This is a genomic window from Bradyrhizobium sp. BRP19 (assembly GCF_020194195.1).
In the GTDB taxonomy this organism is placed as follows: Bacteria; Pseudomonadota; Alphaproteobacteria; order Rhizobiales; family Xanthobacteraceae; genus Bradyrhizobium; species Bradyrhizobium yuanmingense.
This window is the reverse complement of record NZ_JADYVZ010000011.1, coordinates 1-14,686: the sequence shown is the minus strand read 5'-3', so window position 1 is coordinate 14,686 and position 14,686 is coordinate 1. Positions and strand designations below refer to the sequence as shown.

14 protein-coding genes are annotated in these 14,686 nt (G+C 65.3%); 6 read left to right on the top strand and 8 right to left on the bottom strand.

The genetic code is table 11. The features are described 5' to 3' along the window. The first annotated feature begins 1 nt into the window (after position 1). Positions 2-1,819: a DNA ligase D gene (ligD, locus tag I6F36_RS27135; protein ID WP_225172539.1), complete on the top strand. Its 1,818-nt coding sequence runs from the start codon at positions 2-4 to the stop codon at positions 1,817-1,819. Positions 1,820-1,839: 20 nt separating this feature from the next. Here ligD and I6F36_RS27130 read toward each other — a convergent pair whose 3' ends face one another. The 4 genes from I6F36_RS27130 to I6F36_RS27115 form a co-directional block, all read right to left on the bottom strand. After that, on the bottom strand, positions 1,840-3,363 hold the full coding sequence (locus I6F36_RS27130; protein WP_225172538.1) for a murein L,D-transpeptidase family protein: 1,524 nt from the start codon (positions 3,361-3,363) through the stop codon (positions 1,840-1,842). A 490-nt stretch (positions 3,364-3,853) separates the two neighbouring features. Continuing rightward, the gene (locus I6F36_RS27125; protein WP_036014693.1) at positions 3,854-4,816 is read right to left on the bottom strand and encodes an acetyl-CoA carboxylase carboxyltransferase subunit alpha; all 963 of its coding nucleotides are present in this window, start codon (positions 4,814-4,816) and stop codon (positions 3,854-3,856) included. Between the two features lie 271 nt (positions 4,817-5,087). Then, positions 5,088-6,044 carry a site-specific tyrosine recombinase XerD gene (xerD, locus tag I6F36_RS27120; RefSeq protein ID WP_225172537.1) on the bottom strand — a complete coding sequence of 319 codons (957 nt, stop codon included), beginning with the start codon at positions 6,042-6,044 and terminating at the stop codon, positions 5,088-5,090. 17 nt (positions 6,045-6,061) lie between these two features. Beyond that, positions 6,062-6,208 carry a hypothetical protein gene (locus tag I6F36_RS27115; protein ID WP_036026218.1) on the bottom strand — a complete coding sequence of 49 codons (147 nt, stop codon included), beginning with the start codon at positions 6,206-6,208 and terminating at the stop codon, positions 6,062-6,064. Positions 6,209-6,382: 174 nt separating this feature from the next. Here I6F36_RS27115 and I6F36_RS27110 point away from each other — a divergent pair, with 174 nt between their 5' ends. The 3 genes from I6F36_RS27110 (at position 6,383) to I6F36_RS27100 (ending at position 9,568) form a co-directional block, all read left to right on the top strand. Beyond that, a complete protein-coding gene (locus I6F36_RS27110; RefSeq protein WP_036042618.1) occupies positions 6,383-7,009 on the top strand; it encodes a shikimate kinase in 627 nt (208 codons plus the stop codon). Continuing rightward, positions 7,006-8,148, top strand: coding sequence for a 3-dehydroquinate synthase (gene aroB, locus I6F36_RS27105; RefSeq protein WP_036014703.1), 1,143 nt, complete (start codon positions 7,006-7,008; stop codon positions 8,146-8,148). The genes I6F36_RS27110 and aroB overlap by 4 nt, the downstream gene beginning before the upstream one ends. 67 nt (positions 8,149-8,215) lie before the next feature. Continuing rightward, positions 8,216-9,568, top strand: a complete 1,353-nt coding sequence (locus I6F36_RS27100) for a hemolysin family protein (protein ID WP_225172536.1) — start codon at positions 8,216-8,218, stop codon at positions 9,566-9,568. A gap of 200 nt (positions 9,569-9,768) precedes the next feature. Here the strand turns inward: I6F36_RS27100 and I6F36_RS27095 are convergent, their stop codons facing one another. Then, a complete protein-coding gene (locus I6F36_RS27095; protein WP_050995968.1) occupies positions 9,769-10,038 on the bottom strand; it encodes a BolA family transcriptional regulator in 270 nt (89 codons plus the stop codon). 127 nt (positions 10,039-10,165) lie between these two features. Between I6F36_RS27095 and I6F36_RS27090 the strand changes: the two genes are divergently transcribed. Beyond that, entirely contained in the window at positions 10,166-10,795 is a 630-nt protein-coding gene (locus tag I6F36_RS27090; RefSeq protein WP_036014711.1) for a J domain-containing protein, read from the top strand. A gap of 111 nt (positions 10,796-10,906) precedes the next feature. Here the strand turns inward: I6F36_RS27090 and I6F36_RS27085 are convergent, their stop codons facing one another. After that, the gene (locus I6F36_RS27085; RefSeq protein WP_225172535.1) at positions 10,907-12,001 is read right to left on the bottom strand and encodes a citrate synthase/methylcitrate synthase; all 1,095 of its coding nucleotides are present in this window, start codon (positions 11,999-12,001) and stop codon (positions 10,907-10,909) included. 76 nt (positions 12,002-12,077) lie between these two features. Between I6F36_RS27085 and I6F36_RS27080 the strand changes: the two genes are divergently transcribed. Further along, positions 12,078-13,298, top strand: coding sequence for a citrate synthase family protein (locus I6F36_RS27080; protein ID WP_225172534.1), 1,221 nt, complete (start codon positions 12,078-12,080; stop codon positions 13,296-13,298). 93 nt (positions 13,299-13,391) lie between these two features. Here the strand turns inward: I6F36_RS27080 and ubiG are convergent, their stop codons facing one another. After that, the gene (gene ubiG / locus I6F36_RS27075; RefSeq protein WP_036026212.1) at positions 13,392-14,159 is read right to left on the bottom strand and encodes a bifunctional 2-polyprenyl-6-hydroxyphenol methylase/3-demethylubiquinol 3-O-methyltransferase UbiG; all 768 of its coding nucleotides are present in this window, start codon (positions 14,157-14,159) and stop codon (positions 13,392-13,394) included. Between the two features lie 14 nt (positions 14,160-14,173). Beyond that, positions 14,174-14,641: a PH domain-containing protein gene (locus I6F36_RS27070; RefSeq protein ID WP_225172533.1), complete on the bottom strand. Its 468-nt coding sequence runs from the start codon at positions 14,639-14,641 to the stop codon at positions 14,174-14,176. Positions 14,642-14,686: the final 45 nt, after the last annotated feature.

The following is a 14,686-nucleotide window of genomic DNA, read 5'->3' as shown; positions in this document are numbered from 1 at the left end:
CATGTGTGCCGTTGCGTTGCGTCAGTCGGGACTATCGCGCCTAGCCGGCGCGCGGAAGATTCCGATTCCATCATACATCGTGCCATGCGATCCCACGCTACGCGAGAACCCGCCGCAAGGCAGCGGCTGGGTGTTCGAGATAAAAGCCGACGGCTATCGCGCGCAACTTCACCTGCAGGCGGGCGCGGCGACGGTCTATTCGCGCGCCGGATACGATTGGACCGAGCAGTTCTCGTCAATTGCAGCCGGCGCGCGAATGCTCAGAGCCGGGAGTGCGATCATTGATGGCGAGGCCGTTGTCTACGGCAGTAATGGCCGGCCGGACTTCCAGCAGCTGCGGCGCGAGCTCGGCGCCAAGCAGAGCCGCCGCATTCGCTATCACGCGTTCGATCTATTGTATCTTGACGGATACGATTTGCGCGGCGTCGGCTTTGTCGAGCGCAAGCAGCTGCTGCAGCGGCTCCTGAAAGAAGCGCCCGAGACTTTCATCTACGTCGAGCACGTCGAAGCCGACGGCGAGCAAATCCTTCGCCATGCTTGCAGGCTTGGCCTCGAAGGGCTGCTCGCCAAGCGCGCGGACGCACCTTATCGCTCCGGACGGCAGGAAGCCTGGCTCAAGCTGAAATGCAAGAAGAGCGAGACGTTTCCGATCGTCGCATTCGTCGAAAAGCTGGGCGCGTACCCGCGCAAGGTGGCTTCGCTTTACGTCGGGCATCACGAGGATGGGCGCCTGCTTTATGCCGGCAAGGTCCGCACCGGATACACCGAGGCGACCGCGCGTGAATTGCGTGAACGGCTTGACCCACTGATCCGGCGCGATTCTCCGCTCGATCTGCCGGTAAAGAAGCCCAAGGCTACGTGGGTTGAGCCCGTGGTGAATGCCGAGGTGGAATATGGCGCCCTGACCGACGATGGCCTGCTGCGTGAAGCCGTATTCAAGGGCCTGCGCGACGATCTTGCGCCGCGGAAGGTCAGGGCGCCCCGGTTGGTGCCTTCATCGGTCGGACGGCCGAAGCTCGGCGTTCCCAAAGAGAATATCCTGCAGCTGCTGCCCGATGCGATCGTGCCGTCCAAAGAAGAGCTCGCGCGTTACTGGACGCGTGTCTGGAAGAAGGCGCTGCTGCATCTAGGACATCGACCGCTCAAGCTGGTGCGGCACGTGCACGGCACGACGTTCTATCACAAGGGGCCGCTGCCGAGGGACATTCCGCAAGCGGTGCACCAGCTATGCATCCGAAAGCGCGAAGGCGGCGAAGGCACGCGGCTTTGGGTGGACAGCCTTGAGGGTTTCCTGGGACTCGTCGAGATCGGCGCAGTCGAATTGCATCCCTGGAATTCGACTGTTGAGGATTTCGAGCACGCCGATCGCATCGTGATCGACCTTGATCCCGGCGAGGGCGTCGAATGGGATGCTGTGATCGAGACCGCCCTGGAACTTCGCGCGCTAATGAGCCGTGAGGGGTTTGCGACTTGGCCCAAGTTGACCGGTGGCCAGGGCATTCATCTGACGGCGCCGCTTGAGGTGGCAATGCTGCACGATCAGGCGCATCGCGTGGCGCGCAGTCTCGTGGCCGATTTCGCATTGCGTCGGCCCGACCGCTACGTCCTCGCGGCCCAGGCCAGGCGCAGCGGCCGCATTTTTCTCGACTATTTGCGCAACGGCCGCGGTACCACCGCGATCGGCACCTTCTCGCCGCGGGCACGCGAGAACTTTCCCATTGCTGCACAGGTGACATGGAAGCGGATCGAAAGCGGCATAGTGCCCGACGCGTTCACGATTCACAGTCCCTACCGTGCGGTGCGGAGGAAAGAGCGATAATTGCGCGCTCGGGCGCTAGCCTACTTCACCGCCGAGAAGCGGCTGTCGAACGAGTTCGACTGCACCACCGGCGCGGCGCCTGATATCATCGGGGTGCTATCGCCCGCGCCGTCGCTCACCGATGGCTTCAGCGCCGGACGCGTCGCGGCAAGGCGGGTATCGGGCTTCGGCGGCTCGGCCGGCTTGGCGGCTGTTACGGCCGGCTTCGGCGTCTCCTTCGCCGCATCCTTGGACTTGTCTTGCCCCGGCACGAAGCGGGTCACGGCGGCCTTGAGTCGCGAGGCGGCCGTGGCCGGCGTCGTGGACGTCTGGGCGGCCGGGGCCACGGACGCCGTGGCCTGCGGCGCGGGCGTTGCGGTCGCGGTGGTATCGGCGGTGCCGAATCCCATCTTGCGGCCGAGGTTGGAGAAGAAGCCGCTGCCTTCAGACTTTCCGGCGGGCGCAGCCGAAGCGACGCGGGTGCTCGCGGCAGGCGCGCTGACGGCAACCACCGGCTCTTCCTTCGGCGCCGGCGCGCTTGCCACAGCGTCGAGGTTCGGCTTCGGCGGGTTGACGTGGCCGGGGATCGTGCCCGGCGCCTTCGCCATGGCCAGCATCTGCAGCGTGGTGCCTTCGGCGCTCTCCGACAGGCCGGTCGAGCCTTCCGGAATTTTGGCGGCGAACACCTTGTGCATGCCGCCGTCAATGCCGGTGTTCATCCGCGCCACCGGCGTGCCCTTGGCGACGAGCCTTGCATATTCCGTCTCGTCCTTGGCCTGCTTCTCGCGGACCGCGCTGGCGATCTCTTCGGGGATCACATAGGCCGGACATCTGGCGGAGGCGTCGAACACCAGATCGCGCTTGGCGTCCGCCGGCTTGGCGGCGTCGAACACGTATCTCTTCTCGCAGAAATCGACCTTCGGCTCCTGCCGCGTCACCTCGAAATGATCATAGCCTTCCTTGATCATCTTCCAGAACGGCATGTTCGGATTGTTCCGGTGCCTGGCCATGTTCACCGGCGTCATCTTGAACGGATAGGCCTGCAGCTGGAACGCCTTCTGGCCGCCGAAGAAGGACTCGCGGCCGAGCGAATAGATCTCCGCGATCTGCTCGTCCGTCATCGCGTAGCAGCCGCGCGACGAACAGTCGCCGTGCACCATCAGCTGCGAGCCGGTGCGGCCCAGCGCCTTGTCGAACGCGTTCGGGTAGCCGGTGTTGAACGAGAGGTAATAGGACGATTGCGGATTCATCTGGCTCGGATTGATCGAGTAGAATCCCTCCGGCGCCTGGCGGTCGCCTTCGCGCACCTTGGGGCCGAGATCGCCCGACCAGCGGCAGATCGGATAGGTCTTGAGCAGCGCGAACTGGCCCGAGCGGGTCTGCTTCCAGACCTCGAGCTCGGCCTCCTGCTTGAACAGGCGGACCAGGATCGGCGATTGCAGGTCCATGTCCTTCTCGGCCATCGCGGCGATCAGCTTCGGCGGCACCGGCTGATTGGCCTTGGCGTTGGTCGCAAGCGAGACCTGATCGGTGTTGCAGCCGGCGAGCAGACCGCCGGCCGTCATCAGCGCAACCGAAACCAAGAGCGCGCGAGCAAGCGAACGAGAAATCAAGATGGACCCCACACCGTGCCGGGCATTGAAGCGCGAACCCCAATTATTCCGAAGCGCAATCCGACCGGTAAACCGACCCGCCGAGACGGGCCCGGTCAGACCCCGCTCCAGCGCTTATGCCCTGAAGCCATTGATTAAAATTCTAACCTCTGGGTCATGTGGTCGCAACCCGAGCGGGGATCACGAGGGCGTTGGCCCAGTGGCATGGTCAACGAAGACTAAATGGACACGACTTGGGACGGAACTTGGGCTTTCGGGCCGAGGGGACTCAGATCGCCGATTTGGGCAAAAAAAGGGTTAAGGCGGGGTTACCGGGGGCTGCTCGAAAGGCCTGGTAGGGTGGGCAAAGGCGCGAAGCGCCGTGCCCACGAGCCGTTCGTACAGCCGGGATTGGTGGGCACGCTTCGCTTTGCCCACCCTACGAGACCGGAATCGAGGCGAATCAGCCCAGTTTGCGGCCGATATCGAGGAATTTCTGCCGCCGCTGCTTGCGGATGGCATCCCCATCAAAGTTCCGGAGCTCGTCGAACGCCTTGGCGATGGCCTCGCCCGTGGTGGCGATCATGGCGGCGGGGTCGCGGTGGGCGCCGCCGACCGGCTCCTTCAGGATGGCGTCGATCACGCCGAAGCGGAGCATATCCTGGGCGGTGATCTTCATGTTGTTGGCGGCTTCCTGCGCCTTGGTGCCGTCGCGCCAGAGGATCGAGGACGCCGCCTCCGGCGAGATCACGCTGTAGATCGCGTGCTCGAGCATCAGGACCTTGTTGGCCGTGGTGATGGCGATGGCGCCGCCCGACATGCCCTCGCCGGTGATGATCGCGACGTTGGGCACGGTCAGCGCCAGGCACGCATCGGTCGAGCGCGCGATGGCTTCCGCCTGGCCGCGCTCCTCGGCGCCGATGCCGGGATAGGCGCCGGCCGAATCGGCGAGCGACAGCACCGGCAGGCCGAACCGCTCGGCCATCTCCATCAGCCGCACGCATTTGCGATACCCTTCCGGCCGCGCCATGCCGAAATTGTGCCGGATGCGGCTCTCGGTGGAATCGCCCTTTTCCTGGCCCATCACGCAGATCGGCTCACCGCGGAAGCGGCCGAAGCCGGCGACCAGCGCCTCGTCCTCGCCGAACTTGCGGTCGCCGGCGAGCGGGGTGAATTCGGTGATCAGGCCCTTGATGAAGTCGTTGAAATGCGGCCGCTGCGGATGCCGCGCCACAAGCGTCTTCTGCCACGGCGTCAGGTTCGCATAGAGGTCGGCCAGCGCCTGCGCCGCCTTGTCCTCGATCCGCCCGACCTCGTCGCTGATGTCGGTGCCGGTGGCGGCGAGCGCGCGCAATTCGTCGACCTTGGAGTCGAGCTCGGCGACGGGCTTTTCGAAGTCGAGATAGCTGCGCATCTGGTCTAGCATCAACTCAATATAGGGGGACGGGGCGCGAGAAGCGAAGCAAGTTGGGGCGGCGGAAAGAAGTGTAGCGTCTTCAATGGTTTGGCTTGTGTGCTGGTGCAGTCGGCCAAATCAGCCGTGAGGCCCCGGCTCTTTCCGCGGAGATGTGGCCGAAGTCAAGGCGGTTTCACCCTTTACCCGTAGCCCGGATGGAGCGCAGCGCAATCCGGGAAGGTCTGGCCGCGAGGAGGCGGCCCCGGATTACGCGTCGCTCCATCCGGGCTACCAGCAGCAACTACTTCTCCGCCAGCGGGTGCAGGTCGCGCACCAAGCTCTTCAGCCGCTCCTCGACCACATGGGTATAGATCTGGGTGGTCGAGATGTCGGTGTGACCGAGCAGGGTCTGCACGATGCGCAGGTCCGCGCCGTTGTGCAGCAGATGGCTGGCAAAGGCGTGGCGCAGCACGTGCGGGGAGACCAGGCGGGCCTGCAAGCCGGACGCAACCGCGAGCTCCTTGAGGTCGCGGGCAAAATGCTGGCGCGTCAGATGTCCGCTCTCGCCGAACGAGGGGAACAGCCATTTCGACGCGGCCACGCTGTTCTTCCTGTCGGCCTTTGCCGCTTCCGTGGCGGCGAGATAGTCCGCCATCGCCTGCCGCGAGGCGTCGTTGAGCGGTACCAGCCGTTCCTTGTTGCCCTTGCCGCGCACCACGATCATGCGGGCGTCGCGCTTGGCCGCCGAGCGCGGCAGCGCCACCAGCTCGGAGACGCGCAGGCCCGTGGCGTAGAGCACCTCGAGCAGGCAATAGAGCCGCAAGGCACGCAGCCGTTTCGACGGCGAGGCATCTTCCGCCTCGCTCAATTCCCTGGCGCGGCGGAGCATGCGGTCGACGTCGGCGATCGACAACACTTTCGGCAGGCCGCGGCCGCGCTTCGGACCTGACAGGATCGCGGCGGGATCGTCACCGCGGATGCGCTCGTTCAGCAGGAAACGGTAGAGGTGCCGCATCGCGGACAGCCGGCGGGCCACACTGGTGGATTTGAAGCCGCGGGTGTCGAGATCGACGAGATAGTCGCGCAGCGTCTGGGTCTCGGCATCCACGAATGTTTGGCCGACGCGGCCCAGAAATTCCGAGAAATCGCTGAGGTCGCGGCGGTAGGCATCGAGCGTGTTGGGGCCGGCGCCCTGTTCCGCGGCGAGCATGTCGAGGAACAGGCCGATGAGCCTGGTGTCTGAGGGTTTGGCGGGCATGCCCGGGAGGCTAGCTCCTATTTCTTGAGAAACTTGTCCGGCGGGATCGTCACCGTCATTTCCCGCGGCTTCGGGTTGACGAAGTTCGCCAGCGCGAAGACCACGCCATAGACGATGCCGCCGATCACGGCGACGACCGTCAGGAAGCGGAACAGGCTCGGCATCGTTCTGGGGTCTCGGGTCGGGGCGCGGCAGCCAAATTAACCAATGAAATCATCCAACATGTTCGCCGTTTCGTGGCAAGAGTCCTCTGGCGAGGGCCCCCATGGGGTCGTATAGGTGGCCAAAGCCATGCCGCATCTGGCGGCAGTTCGAGCGAGATCCAGTCGAGCGAGACGATGTCCGACGCCGCGTTGCCGCTTCCTGCTTCGCCCGAGGCCGACATCCTGTCGGCGCTCGGGGCGCGCTCGATCGTGCTCGTCGGCATGATGGGGGTGGGCAAATCCACCATCGGCCGCCGCCTCGCGGCCCGGCTCAGGCTGCCCTTCATCGATGCCGACACCGAAATCGAGGTGGCCCATGCCGGCATGACCATCCCGGAGATCTTTGCGGCCCATGGCGAGCCCTATTTCCGCGACGGCGAGGCCCGTGTGATCGCGCGGCTGCTCGAGGGCGGGCCGATCGTGCTGGCGACCGGTGGCGGCGCTTTCATGCGCGAGGAGACGCGCGCACGCATCGCGGCGAAGGCCATCTCGATCTGGCTGAGGGCGGACCATGACGTCATCATGCGCCGCGTGCGGCGCCGTGCCGACCGTCCGCTGCTTCAGACCGCCGATCCCGAAGGAACCGTGACGCGCCTTCTCGCCCAGCGCGAGCCGATCTATGCCAATGCCGACCTCACCATCGCCTCGCGCGACGTGCCGCACGACAGAATCGTCGAGGAATGCATCGAGGCGCTGCACGCCCGTCTCTGCGGCGGAGAGCCAGCCCAACCGCCTGCCGACATTGCGAGTGCGTCAAGATGACTGCGCCGTTGAAACATTCCGATCCCATCAAGGTCGACGTCGCACTCGGTGACCGCGCCTATGACATCGTCATCGGCCGCGGCGTGCTGGCCTCGCTCGGCGAGCGTGTCGCCGCTCTGCGTCCCGGCGTGCGCACGGCCATCGTGACCGACCGCACCGTCGCGAAATACTGGCTCGAGCCCACTGAGGCGTCGCTCGCAGCCAGCGGTATTCCGACCTCGCGCATCGTCGTCGAGGAAGGCGAGATCTCGAAAACCTATGCCGGGCTCGAAAAGGTCAGCGAGGCCCTGATCGCAGCGAAGATCGAGCGCAACGATCTCGTCATCGCGCTCGGCGGCGGCGTGGTCGGCGATCTCGCCGGCTTTGCCGCGGCGATCCTGCGCCGCGGCGTCGATTTCGTGCAGGTGCCGACCTCGCTTCTCGCGCAGGTCGATTCCAGCGTCGGCGGCAAGACCGGCATCAACTCGCCGCAGGGCAAGAATCTGCTCGGGGCCTTCCACCAGCCGGTGCTCGTCATCGCCGACACCGCCGTGCTCGACACGCTGTCGCCGCGCCAGTTCCGGGCCGGCTATGCCGAGGTCGCCAAATACGGCGTGCTGGGCGACGAGGCCTTCTTCAGCTGGCTGGAGAAGAACCATGCCGACATCTCGAGGGGCGGATCGGCCCGCGAGCATGCGATCGCGACCTCCTGCCGGGCCAAGGCCGCAATCGTCGCGCGCGACGAGCGCGAGACCGGCGAGCGCGCGCTGCTCAATCTCGGCCACACCTTCGGCCACGCGCTGGAGGCTGTGACCGGCTTCTCCGACCGCCTGTTCCACGGCGAGGGCGTCGCCATCGGCATGACGCTGGCAGCGCAGTTCTCCGCGAAGCTCGGCATGATCGGCGAGCGTGAGGCGGCGCGCATCGAGCGCCACCTGATCGAGGCAGGCCTGCCGACGCGCCTGCAGGACATCGCCGGCTTTGCGCAGGAAGGGCTCGCCGATGCCGACGCGCTGATGGCGCTGATGGCGCAGGACAAGAAGGTCAAGCGCGGCAAGCTCACCTTCATCCTACTGGAGGCCGTGGGCCGCGCGGTGATCGCAAAGGACGTCGAGCCGGCGCCGGTGCGCGACTTCCTGAAAGAGAAGCTCGCGCAGTGATAACGGGACCGTTCAGATCGGCCGCCCGCGAAACGGCGGGGAACGCCGGGGCGGTCGCGAGGCAAACATGAGTTCGATCTCGATCAATCTGCTGCTTGCGGCCCTCCTGCTCGCCGCCAACGCGTTTTACGTGGCGGCGGAATTTGCGCTGGTGAAGAGCCGCGGCTTCCGCGTCAAGGCCATGGTCGAGCAGAACCGCTTCGGCGCGCGCCTGCTGCAGACGATGATGGGGAACATCGAATCCTATCTCGCCTGCTGCCAGCTCGGCATCACCATGGCCTCGCTCGGTCTCGGCTGGATCGGTGAGCCGACGGTGTCTGCGCTGCTGAGCCCCGTCCTCAGCTCGCTCGGAATGTCGGAGGCCACGCTGCACTTCACCTCGTTCGTGGCGGGTTTTCTGGTCTTCTCTTCGCTGCACATCGTCATCGGCGAGCAGGTGCCGAAGACGCTTGCGATCAGGGAGCCGATGCCAGTGTCGCAGTGGATTGCCTATCCGCTGCATTTTTCCTACCTCCTGTTCTACCCGCTGAGCTGGTGCCTCAACACGGCGTCGAGCGCGATCCTCCGTCTGATGGGGGTGCAGGAGTTCTCGCAACACGAAATCCTGACGGATTCGGAGATCGAGGGCCTGGTCGAGGAATCGGCCGTGCACGGCAAGATCGAGAGCGGCGAGGCCGAGTACATTCACAACGTCTTCCGTCTCGGCGAGCTGACGGTGTCTGACGTGATGGTCCACCGCACGGCCATGGTGATGATCAACGCCGACCTGCCGCCGGAGGAGCTGGTGCGGGAGGTGCTGGCCACCGAATACACCCGCATTCCGCTGTGGCGGGACAAGTCGGAGAACATCATCGGCATTCTGCACGCCAAGGATCTGTTGCGCGCGATCCGCGCATCGGAGGGCGACACGTCGCGCATCGACGTCACCACCATCATGCTGCCGCCCTGGTTCGTGCCGGAGATGCGGCCGATATCCCAGCAGCTCAAGGCGTTCCGCCGCCGCAAGACCCATTTCGCACTCGTCGTCGACGAGTATGGTGAGGTCGAAGGCCTCGTGACGCTGGAAGACATTCTGGAGGAGATCGTCGGCGACATCTCCGACGAGCATGACGTGGTGGTCGCCGGCGTGCGCCGTCAGCCGGACGGCTCCGTCGTGGTCGACGGGTCGGTGCCGATCCGCGACCTCAACCGCGCCATGGACTGGCATCTGCCCGATGAAGAGGCAACCACGGTCGCCGGTCTCGTCATTCACGAGGCGCGCTCGATCCCCGACCGCGGCCAGAGCTTCACCTTCCACGGTTTCCGCTTCCGCGTCCTCCGCCGCGAGCGCAACCGCATCACCGCGCTCCGTATTTCACCGGTGACGCGCGAGGCCGAGCTCGAAGAGGCAAAGCCGAGACGGGCCGGGACGTCGTTCTAATTTTTCCCTTACCCTCCCCTGGAGGGGTCCGGGACGAGCGTAGCTCGCCCGTGGGTCGCTACGCATGAAGAGCAGCGCAATGCGTAGCGGGGTGGGGTGACGGTCTTCCCACATCCAACAGTACCCGAGTGGAGAGATCACCCCACCCCGCTCGCGCTGCGCGCGATCGACCCTCCCCCTCCAGGGCAGGGTCAGAGAATTCAACCTTCCCCCGGTGCCTGCGCATTGATCGCCAGCGCGTGCACGCTGCCGGCGAGTTCCGCGGCCAGCGCTGAATTTATCATGCGATGACGGTCGATCCGGCTCTTCCCTTTGAAGGCGGCAGACACGATATACACACGGAAGTGCGTCTCGCCGCCTGCTCGGTGGCCGGCGTGGCCCTCATGCAAATGTGACTCGTCGACGACTTGCAGGCTTTCCGGCGTGAAAGCTTCCTGCAACTTGTTGCTGATAGTGTCTTTCATAGCCATGTGTGCCATTAAGGTGCGCACTCGCATCCCGTCAATACCCGGACGTCCAAGCTCGTCGCGACCGGGTGCTCAGCGAATTGCAATGTCAAGACTTGAAGGTTTTTGCATTGCGTAGTCAAAGTCAGCCATGCCGATCGATTCATCAAAATTCTTCGACTCCATCCGCGTGAAGCCGCGGGGCAAGCAGCCGGAAGTGAAGCCGCGCGACACCGCGGTCAATTGCGAATGGGCGGGCTGCGCCAACAAGGGCTCGCACCGGGCGCCGAAGGGCCGCGAGAACCAGCGCGAGTACTGGCACTTCTGCCTCGACCACGTGCGCGAGTACAACCAGAACTACAATTTCTTTTCCGGCATGAATGCCGAAGCCGTCGCGCGCTATCAGAAGGATGCGCTGACCGGTCACCGTCCGACCTGGAAGATGGGCGCCAATGGCGGCAAGAAGGGCGCGGAAGAGATCGACATGGCGGCCGATCCTTTCAGCATGTTCAGCGAGATCAACGGCCGCGCCAGCTGGCGCAAGGGCCCCGAAGCGGAGCCCAAGGCCGAGACGCGCAAAGTGATGAACGCCGAGCGCAAGGCGCTTCAGGTCATGGGCCTCGGCCCCAGCGCGACGCTTGCCGACGTCAAGACCAAGTACAAGGCGCTGGTGAAGCAGCACCACCCCGACGCCAATGGCGGCGACCGCTCGACCGAAGACCGCCTGATCGAGATCATCAAGGCCTACAACTATCTGAAGACGGTCGTGCGCGAGGCGTAAGGCCTTCCCCAGCTTCGTAGCCCGGATGGAGCGCAAGCGTAATCCGGGACCTTTCTCTCCCAATGGCGACTTTCCCGGATTACGCTTCGCTCCATCCGGACTACACATTCCCTACCCCTCCGGCATCGCCCCGACATAGGACGAGCTCGGCCTGATCAGACGCCCCGTCCGCTGCTGCTCGCGGGCATGCGCGGTCCAGCCCGCGCTGCGCGCGATCGCGAAGATCGGCGTGAACGCCTGCCGCGGAATCGCCAGCGCATCGAGCAGGATCGCGGTGAAGAACTCGACGTTCGTCTCCAGCGGCCGCTCCGGATTCTTCTTGCGCAAGGCGCTGCGGATATAGGCCTCGACCTCGCCGGCAAACGGCAAATCGGTGCCATTGGACGCAAGCGCCTCGACCGCGGTCTTGAGCACGTCGGCGCGCGGATCGCGGACGCGATAGACGCGGTGACCGAAACCCATCATGCGCTCGCCGCGCGCCAGCGCCGCGTCGACCCAGGACTGAATGCGCTCGCGCGAGCCGATCGCGTCCAGCATTTCCAGCACCGGCTCCGGCGCGCCGCCATGCAGCGGACCGGTCAGCGCGCAATAGCCGGCGGTGACGGCCGCGAACAGGTCGGCCTGCGTCGAGGCCACCACGCGCGCGGCGAAGGTCGATGCGTTCATGCCGTGGTCGCTGGCGGTGACGAGATAGGCGTCGAGCGCCGTGACCTCGCGCGTTGCAGGCGAACGGCCGTGCAACATGCGCAGCGTGTCGGCGGCATGGCTCACGGTGGGATCGGGCGCGACCGGCTCGAGCCCCTTGGCGCGCCGGACCAGCGCGCCCGCGATCACCGGAAACGCGCCGACGATCGTCGCCTCGTGCTCCAGCCCGTGCTCGGCGCGAAGTCCGGCGACGGCGGCACGAAACCCGTCGATGATGCCCATGCCGCGCGTCGCCGGGAGCAGGTCCGGCAGCCGCGCGAAGGCGCGCTCGCGCGCCACGCCCAGGTTTGAGCGCACATTGGCTTCGGTGAGGGTGGTCTTGCTGGCGCCATTCCAGAGCCGGGCGGTAACGCCTTCGAAGCTCGAGATGGCGGCGAGCCGCCCGACGTGCTCCCCGGCGATGATGAGCTCGCCGCGCTCGCCGTCGACATGGCTCAGCACGGTCTCGGCCGCGGGAACGCCGTCCAGCCCGATCTGGCTTTTGGTGAGGTGGATGTTCATGACCCAAATCTCCTGTTCACGGAGAACAAGGTCAGGCCTCTCGACACATTGATCAATCTTGATTACATAAATCAATATGAAAAATTCTGATGGGCTGTACCTCTCCGCTCGGGAAGCCGCCGCCGAGCTCGCGATCTCTCCGGCCACCCTCTACGCCTATGTCAGCCGCGGCCTGATCCGCTCCGAGCCGACGCCGGACTCGCGAAAGAACCGCTATCGCGCCGAGGACGTTCGGGCGCTGAAGGAGCGCCGTGTGCCGTCGCCGGAGCCACGCGGCCTGCGCAGCTTCGATGCCGATCTGCCGGTGATGGACACAGAGATCTCGACCATCACCGAGGAGGGCGCCATCTATCGCGGCGTCAATTGCGTCGATCTTTCCGAGAGTGACACGCTGGAGCACGCCGCGACGCTGCTGTGGGATGTCGCCGACGTCGATCCGTTTGCCCCCGACAATCAACCGGAACTCTCCGAGGAAATGCGCGTGATCGCGAAGGCCGCGCGCCGGGCCGCACCGATCGACCGCGCCATCGCCGTGCTCGCACTGGCCGCCAGCGTCGATCCCCGCGCCTTCACCCGGGCACCCGATGGCCGCGCTATGGTCGGCGCGCGCATCGTCCGCCTGCTGGTTGCGACCATGCTCAATGCGGACGCCTCGGCCGAGCCGCTGCATCAGCAGGTCGCGCGCGCCTGGGCGGCGGACAACAAGCACGCGCCCGACCTGATCCGCCGCGCGCTGGTACTGCTCGCCGATCACGAGCTGAACGCGTCGACCTTCACCGCGCGCTGCGCTGCCTCGACCGGCCTCAACCTTTATGACTCCGTCATCGCCGGGCTCGCCGCGTTGAAAGGGCCGAAGCATGGCGGCGCTGGCGTCCTGGCCTCACAGCTCGTCAAGACGCTGGTCGACCGCGACGTCGAGCCTGTCGTGCGCGAGCGTGTCGCCCTCGGTGAACGCTTTGCCGGCTTTGGCCACGGCGTCTACAAGCACGGCGACCCCCGCGCGCAGTCGCTGCTGAACGCGCTGTCGCGCTCCGGTGCGCCGCGCAAATTCACCAGGGAAGTGCCAGAGCGGATCGCGGAGGCCACCGGCGAGTTCGTCAATATCGACTACGCGCTCGCCGTGCTGGTCCACGCACTGCGCCTGCCCGCCGGCAGCGAGCTGGCGCTGTTCGCGATGGCCCGTAGCGTCGGCTGGATCGCGCATGCCAGCGAGCAATTGCAGTTCGGCAAGCTGATCCGGCCGAGGGCAAGATATGTGGGTCCTGCACCGGGACGCAGGGCGGGTTCTGCCGGTTAGAATCTCCGGGAGTGCGGCACTCTCCGCATTCGTCCCTACGAACGCAGAAGGACAGCGTTCTTGGAGTGACGGCTCGCACTGACCCGGGGCAGTTCACACCATCGCTTCCGCGACGACCATGTAGTTCACGTCCATATCGGACGACAGCGACCATTTGTCGGCGAAAGGCGAGTAGACGACGCCGGTCTGCTCGGTGATGACAAGACGGTTGTCGAGCAGGTATTTCGTCAGTTCGTCGGGCGTGACGAACTTGTTCCACTCATGCGTGCCGCGCGGTAGCCAGCGCAGGACGTATTCGGCACCGACGATGGCGAGGGCAAAGCTCTTCCAGTTGCGGTTCAGCGTCGAGACCACCATCAGGCCGTTCGGCTTCAGCATCGCGGCGCAGCGCTTCAGGAACATGCCGACGTCGGTGACGTGCTCGACCACCTCCATCGCCAGCACGATGTCGAAGCGCTCGCGCGGGTCGATCTCCTCCACCGTGGTGCAGCGATAGTCGATCGCCAGATGGCTCTTGTCGGCGTGCAGCTTCGCCGCCGCGATGTTGCTCGCGGAGGGATCGATGCCGATGACCTGCGCTCCGAGGCGCGACAGCGGCTCGCAGAGCAGGCCGGCGCCGCAGCCGATGTCGAGCACGCGCAAGGACCCAAGACAATTGAGGCTGCGCACGTTGCGCTCGAACTTGCGGCAGGCGGCGTCGCGGATATAGCCGAGCCGCAACGGGTTGATCCGGTGCAGCGGCGCCATCTTGCCCTTGGGATCCCACCATTCCGCCGAGAGTTTCGAGAATTTCGCGATCTCGGCGGCGTCGACGCTCGAGCCGAGCTGGGCGGAAAGAGAAGTATTTTGCTGCATGCTCATGGTTGGGCGCGGTCCTACCGCGTGGTGATCGAACTACGGAAGGCGAGCGGCGAGGCGATGGTCTTGATCGTCTCGATACCCTCGCCGACGCCGCGAATCGTCACGTCGCCGTAGTTGAGAATACGTCCAAGAATGGTCTGGTCGACGTCGACGCTCTCGACCTTGTCCAGCGCCATCTCGAAGGTTCGGCGTTTGATGAAGCCGGTCTTGTGCACGACCCTGAGGTTGGTGACGTCGGTCTCGGTGGTGAAACGATGGAACCAGCCCTTCACGGTCCAATACAGGGCCGCCAGAGCCGCGAGACCCGCGGCCCCGAGGCAAAGCAGAAAGAGCCAATCGACAGTCACCTGCCGCGACAGGATGAGCAGAGCCAGCGCCGCGATCCAGGCCACGATGGCCGGAAAGTAGAAGATCCAGTGCGCATTGGTCGAATACAGCACGCGCTCGCCGGGCTGCAGGATCTCGTCGATGTAACGCGCCATGATCTAGCTTAACCCACTACCCCACCCTGTCTCTTATACACATCT

Excerpts from the sequence above, each read along its gene's own strand:
- xerD (WP_225172537.1), bottom strand. The coding sequence starts at position 6,044 with ATGCCCGCCAAACCCTCAGACACCAGGCTCATCGGCCTGTTCCTCGAC.
- I6F36_RS27115 (WP_036026218.1), bottom strand. The coding sequence starts at position 6,208 with ATGCCGAGCCTGTTCCGCTTCCTGACGGTCGTCGCCGTGATCGGCGGC.
- I6F36_RS27100 (WP_225172536.1), top strand. The coding sequence starts at position 8,216 with ATGAGTTCGATCTCGATCAATCTGCTGCTTGCGGCCCTCCTGCTCGCC.
- I6F36_RS27110 (WP_036042618.1), top strand. The coding sequence starts at position 6,383 with ATGTCCGACGCCGCGTTGCCGCTTCCTGCTTCGCCCGAGGCCGACATC.
- I6F36_RS27125 (WP_036014693.1), bottom strand. The coding sequence starts at position 4,816 with ATGCTAGACCAGATGCGCAGCTATCTCGACTTCGAAAAGCCCGTCGCC.
- I6F36_RS27070 (WP_225172533.1), bottom strand. The coding sequence starts at position 14,641 with ATGGCGCGTTACATCGACGAGATCCTGCAGCCCGGCGAGCGCGTGCTG.
- ligD (WP_225172539.1), top strand. The coding sequence starts at position 2 with ATGTGTGCCGTTGCGTTGCGTCAGTCGGGACTATCGCGCCTAGCCGGC.
- I6F36_RS27080 (WP_225172534.1), top strand. The coding sequence starts at position 12,078 with ATGAAAAATTCTGATGGGCTGTACCTCTCCGCTCGGGAAGCCGCCGCC.
- I6F36_RS27095 (WP_050995968.1), bottom strand. The coding sequence starts at position 10,038 with ATGGCTATGAAAGACACTATCAGCAACAAGTTGCAGGAAGCTTTCACG.
- I6F36_RS27130 (WP_225172538.1), bottom strand. The coding sequence starts at position 3,363 with ATGACGGCCGGCGGTCTGCTCGCCGGCTGCAACACCGATCAGGTCTCG.
- I6F36_RS27085 (WP_225172535.1), bottom strand. The coding sequence starts at position 12,001 with ATGAACATCCACCTCACCAAAAGCCAGATCGGGCTGGACGGCGTTCCC.
- I6F36_RS27090 (WP_036014711.1), top strand. The coding sequence starts at position 10,166 with ATGCCGATCGATTCATCAAAATTCTTCGACTCCATCCGCGTGAAGCCG.
- aroB (WP_036014703.1), top strand. The coding sequence starts at position 7,006 with ATGACTGCGCCGTTGAAACATTCCGATCCCATCAAGGTCGACGTCGCA.
- ubiG (WP_036026212.1), bottom strand. The coding sequence starts at position 14,159 with ATGAGCATGCAGCAAAATACTTCTCTTTCCGCCCAGCTCGGCTCGAGC.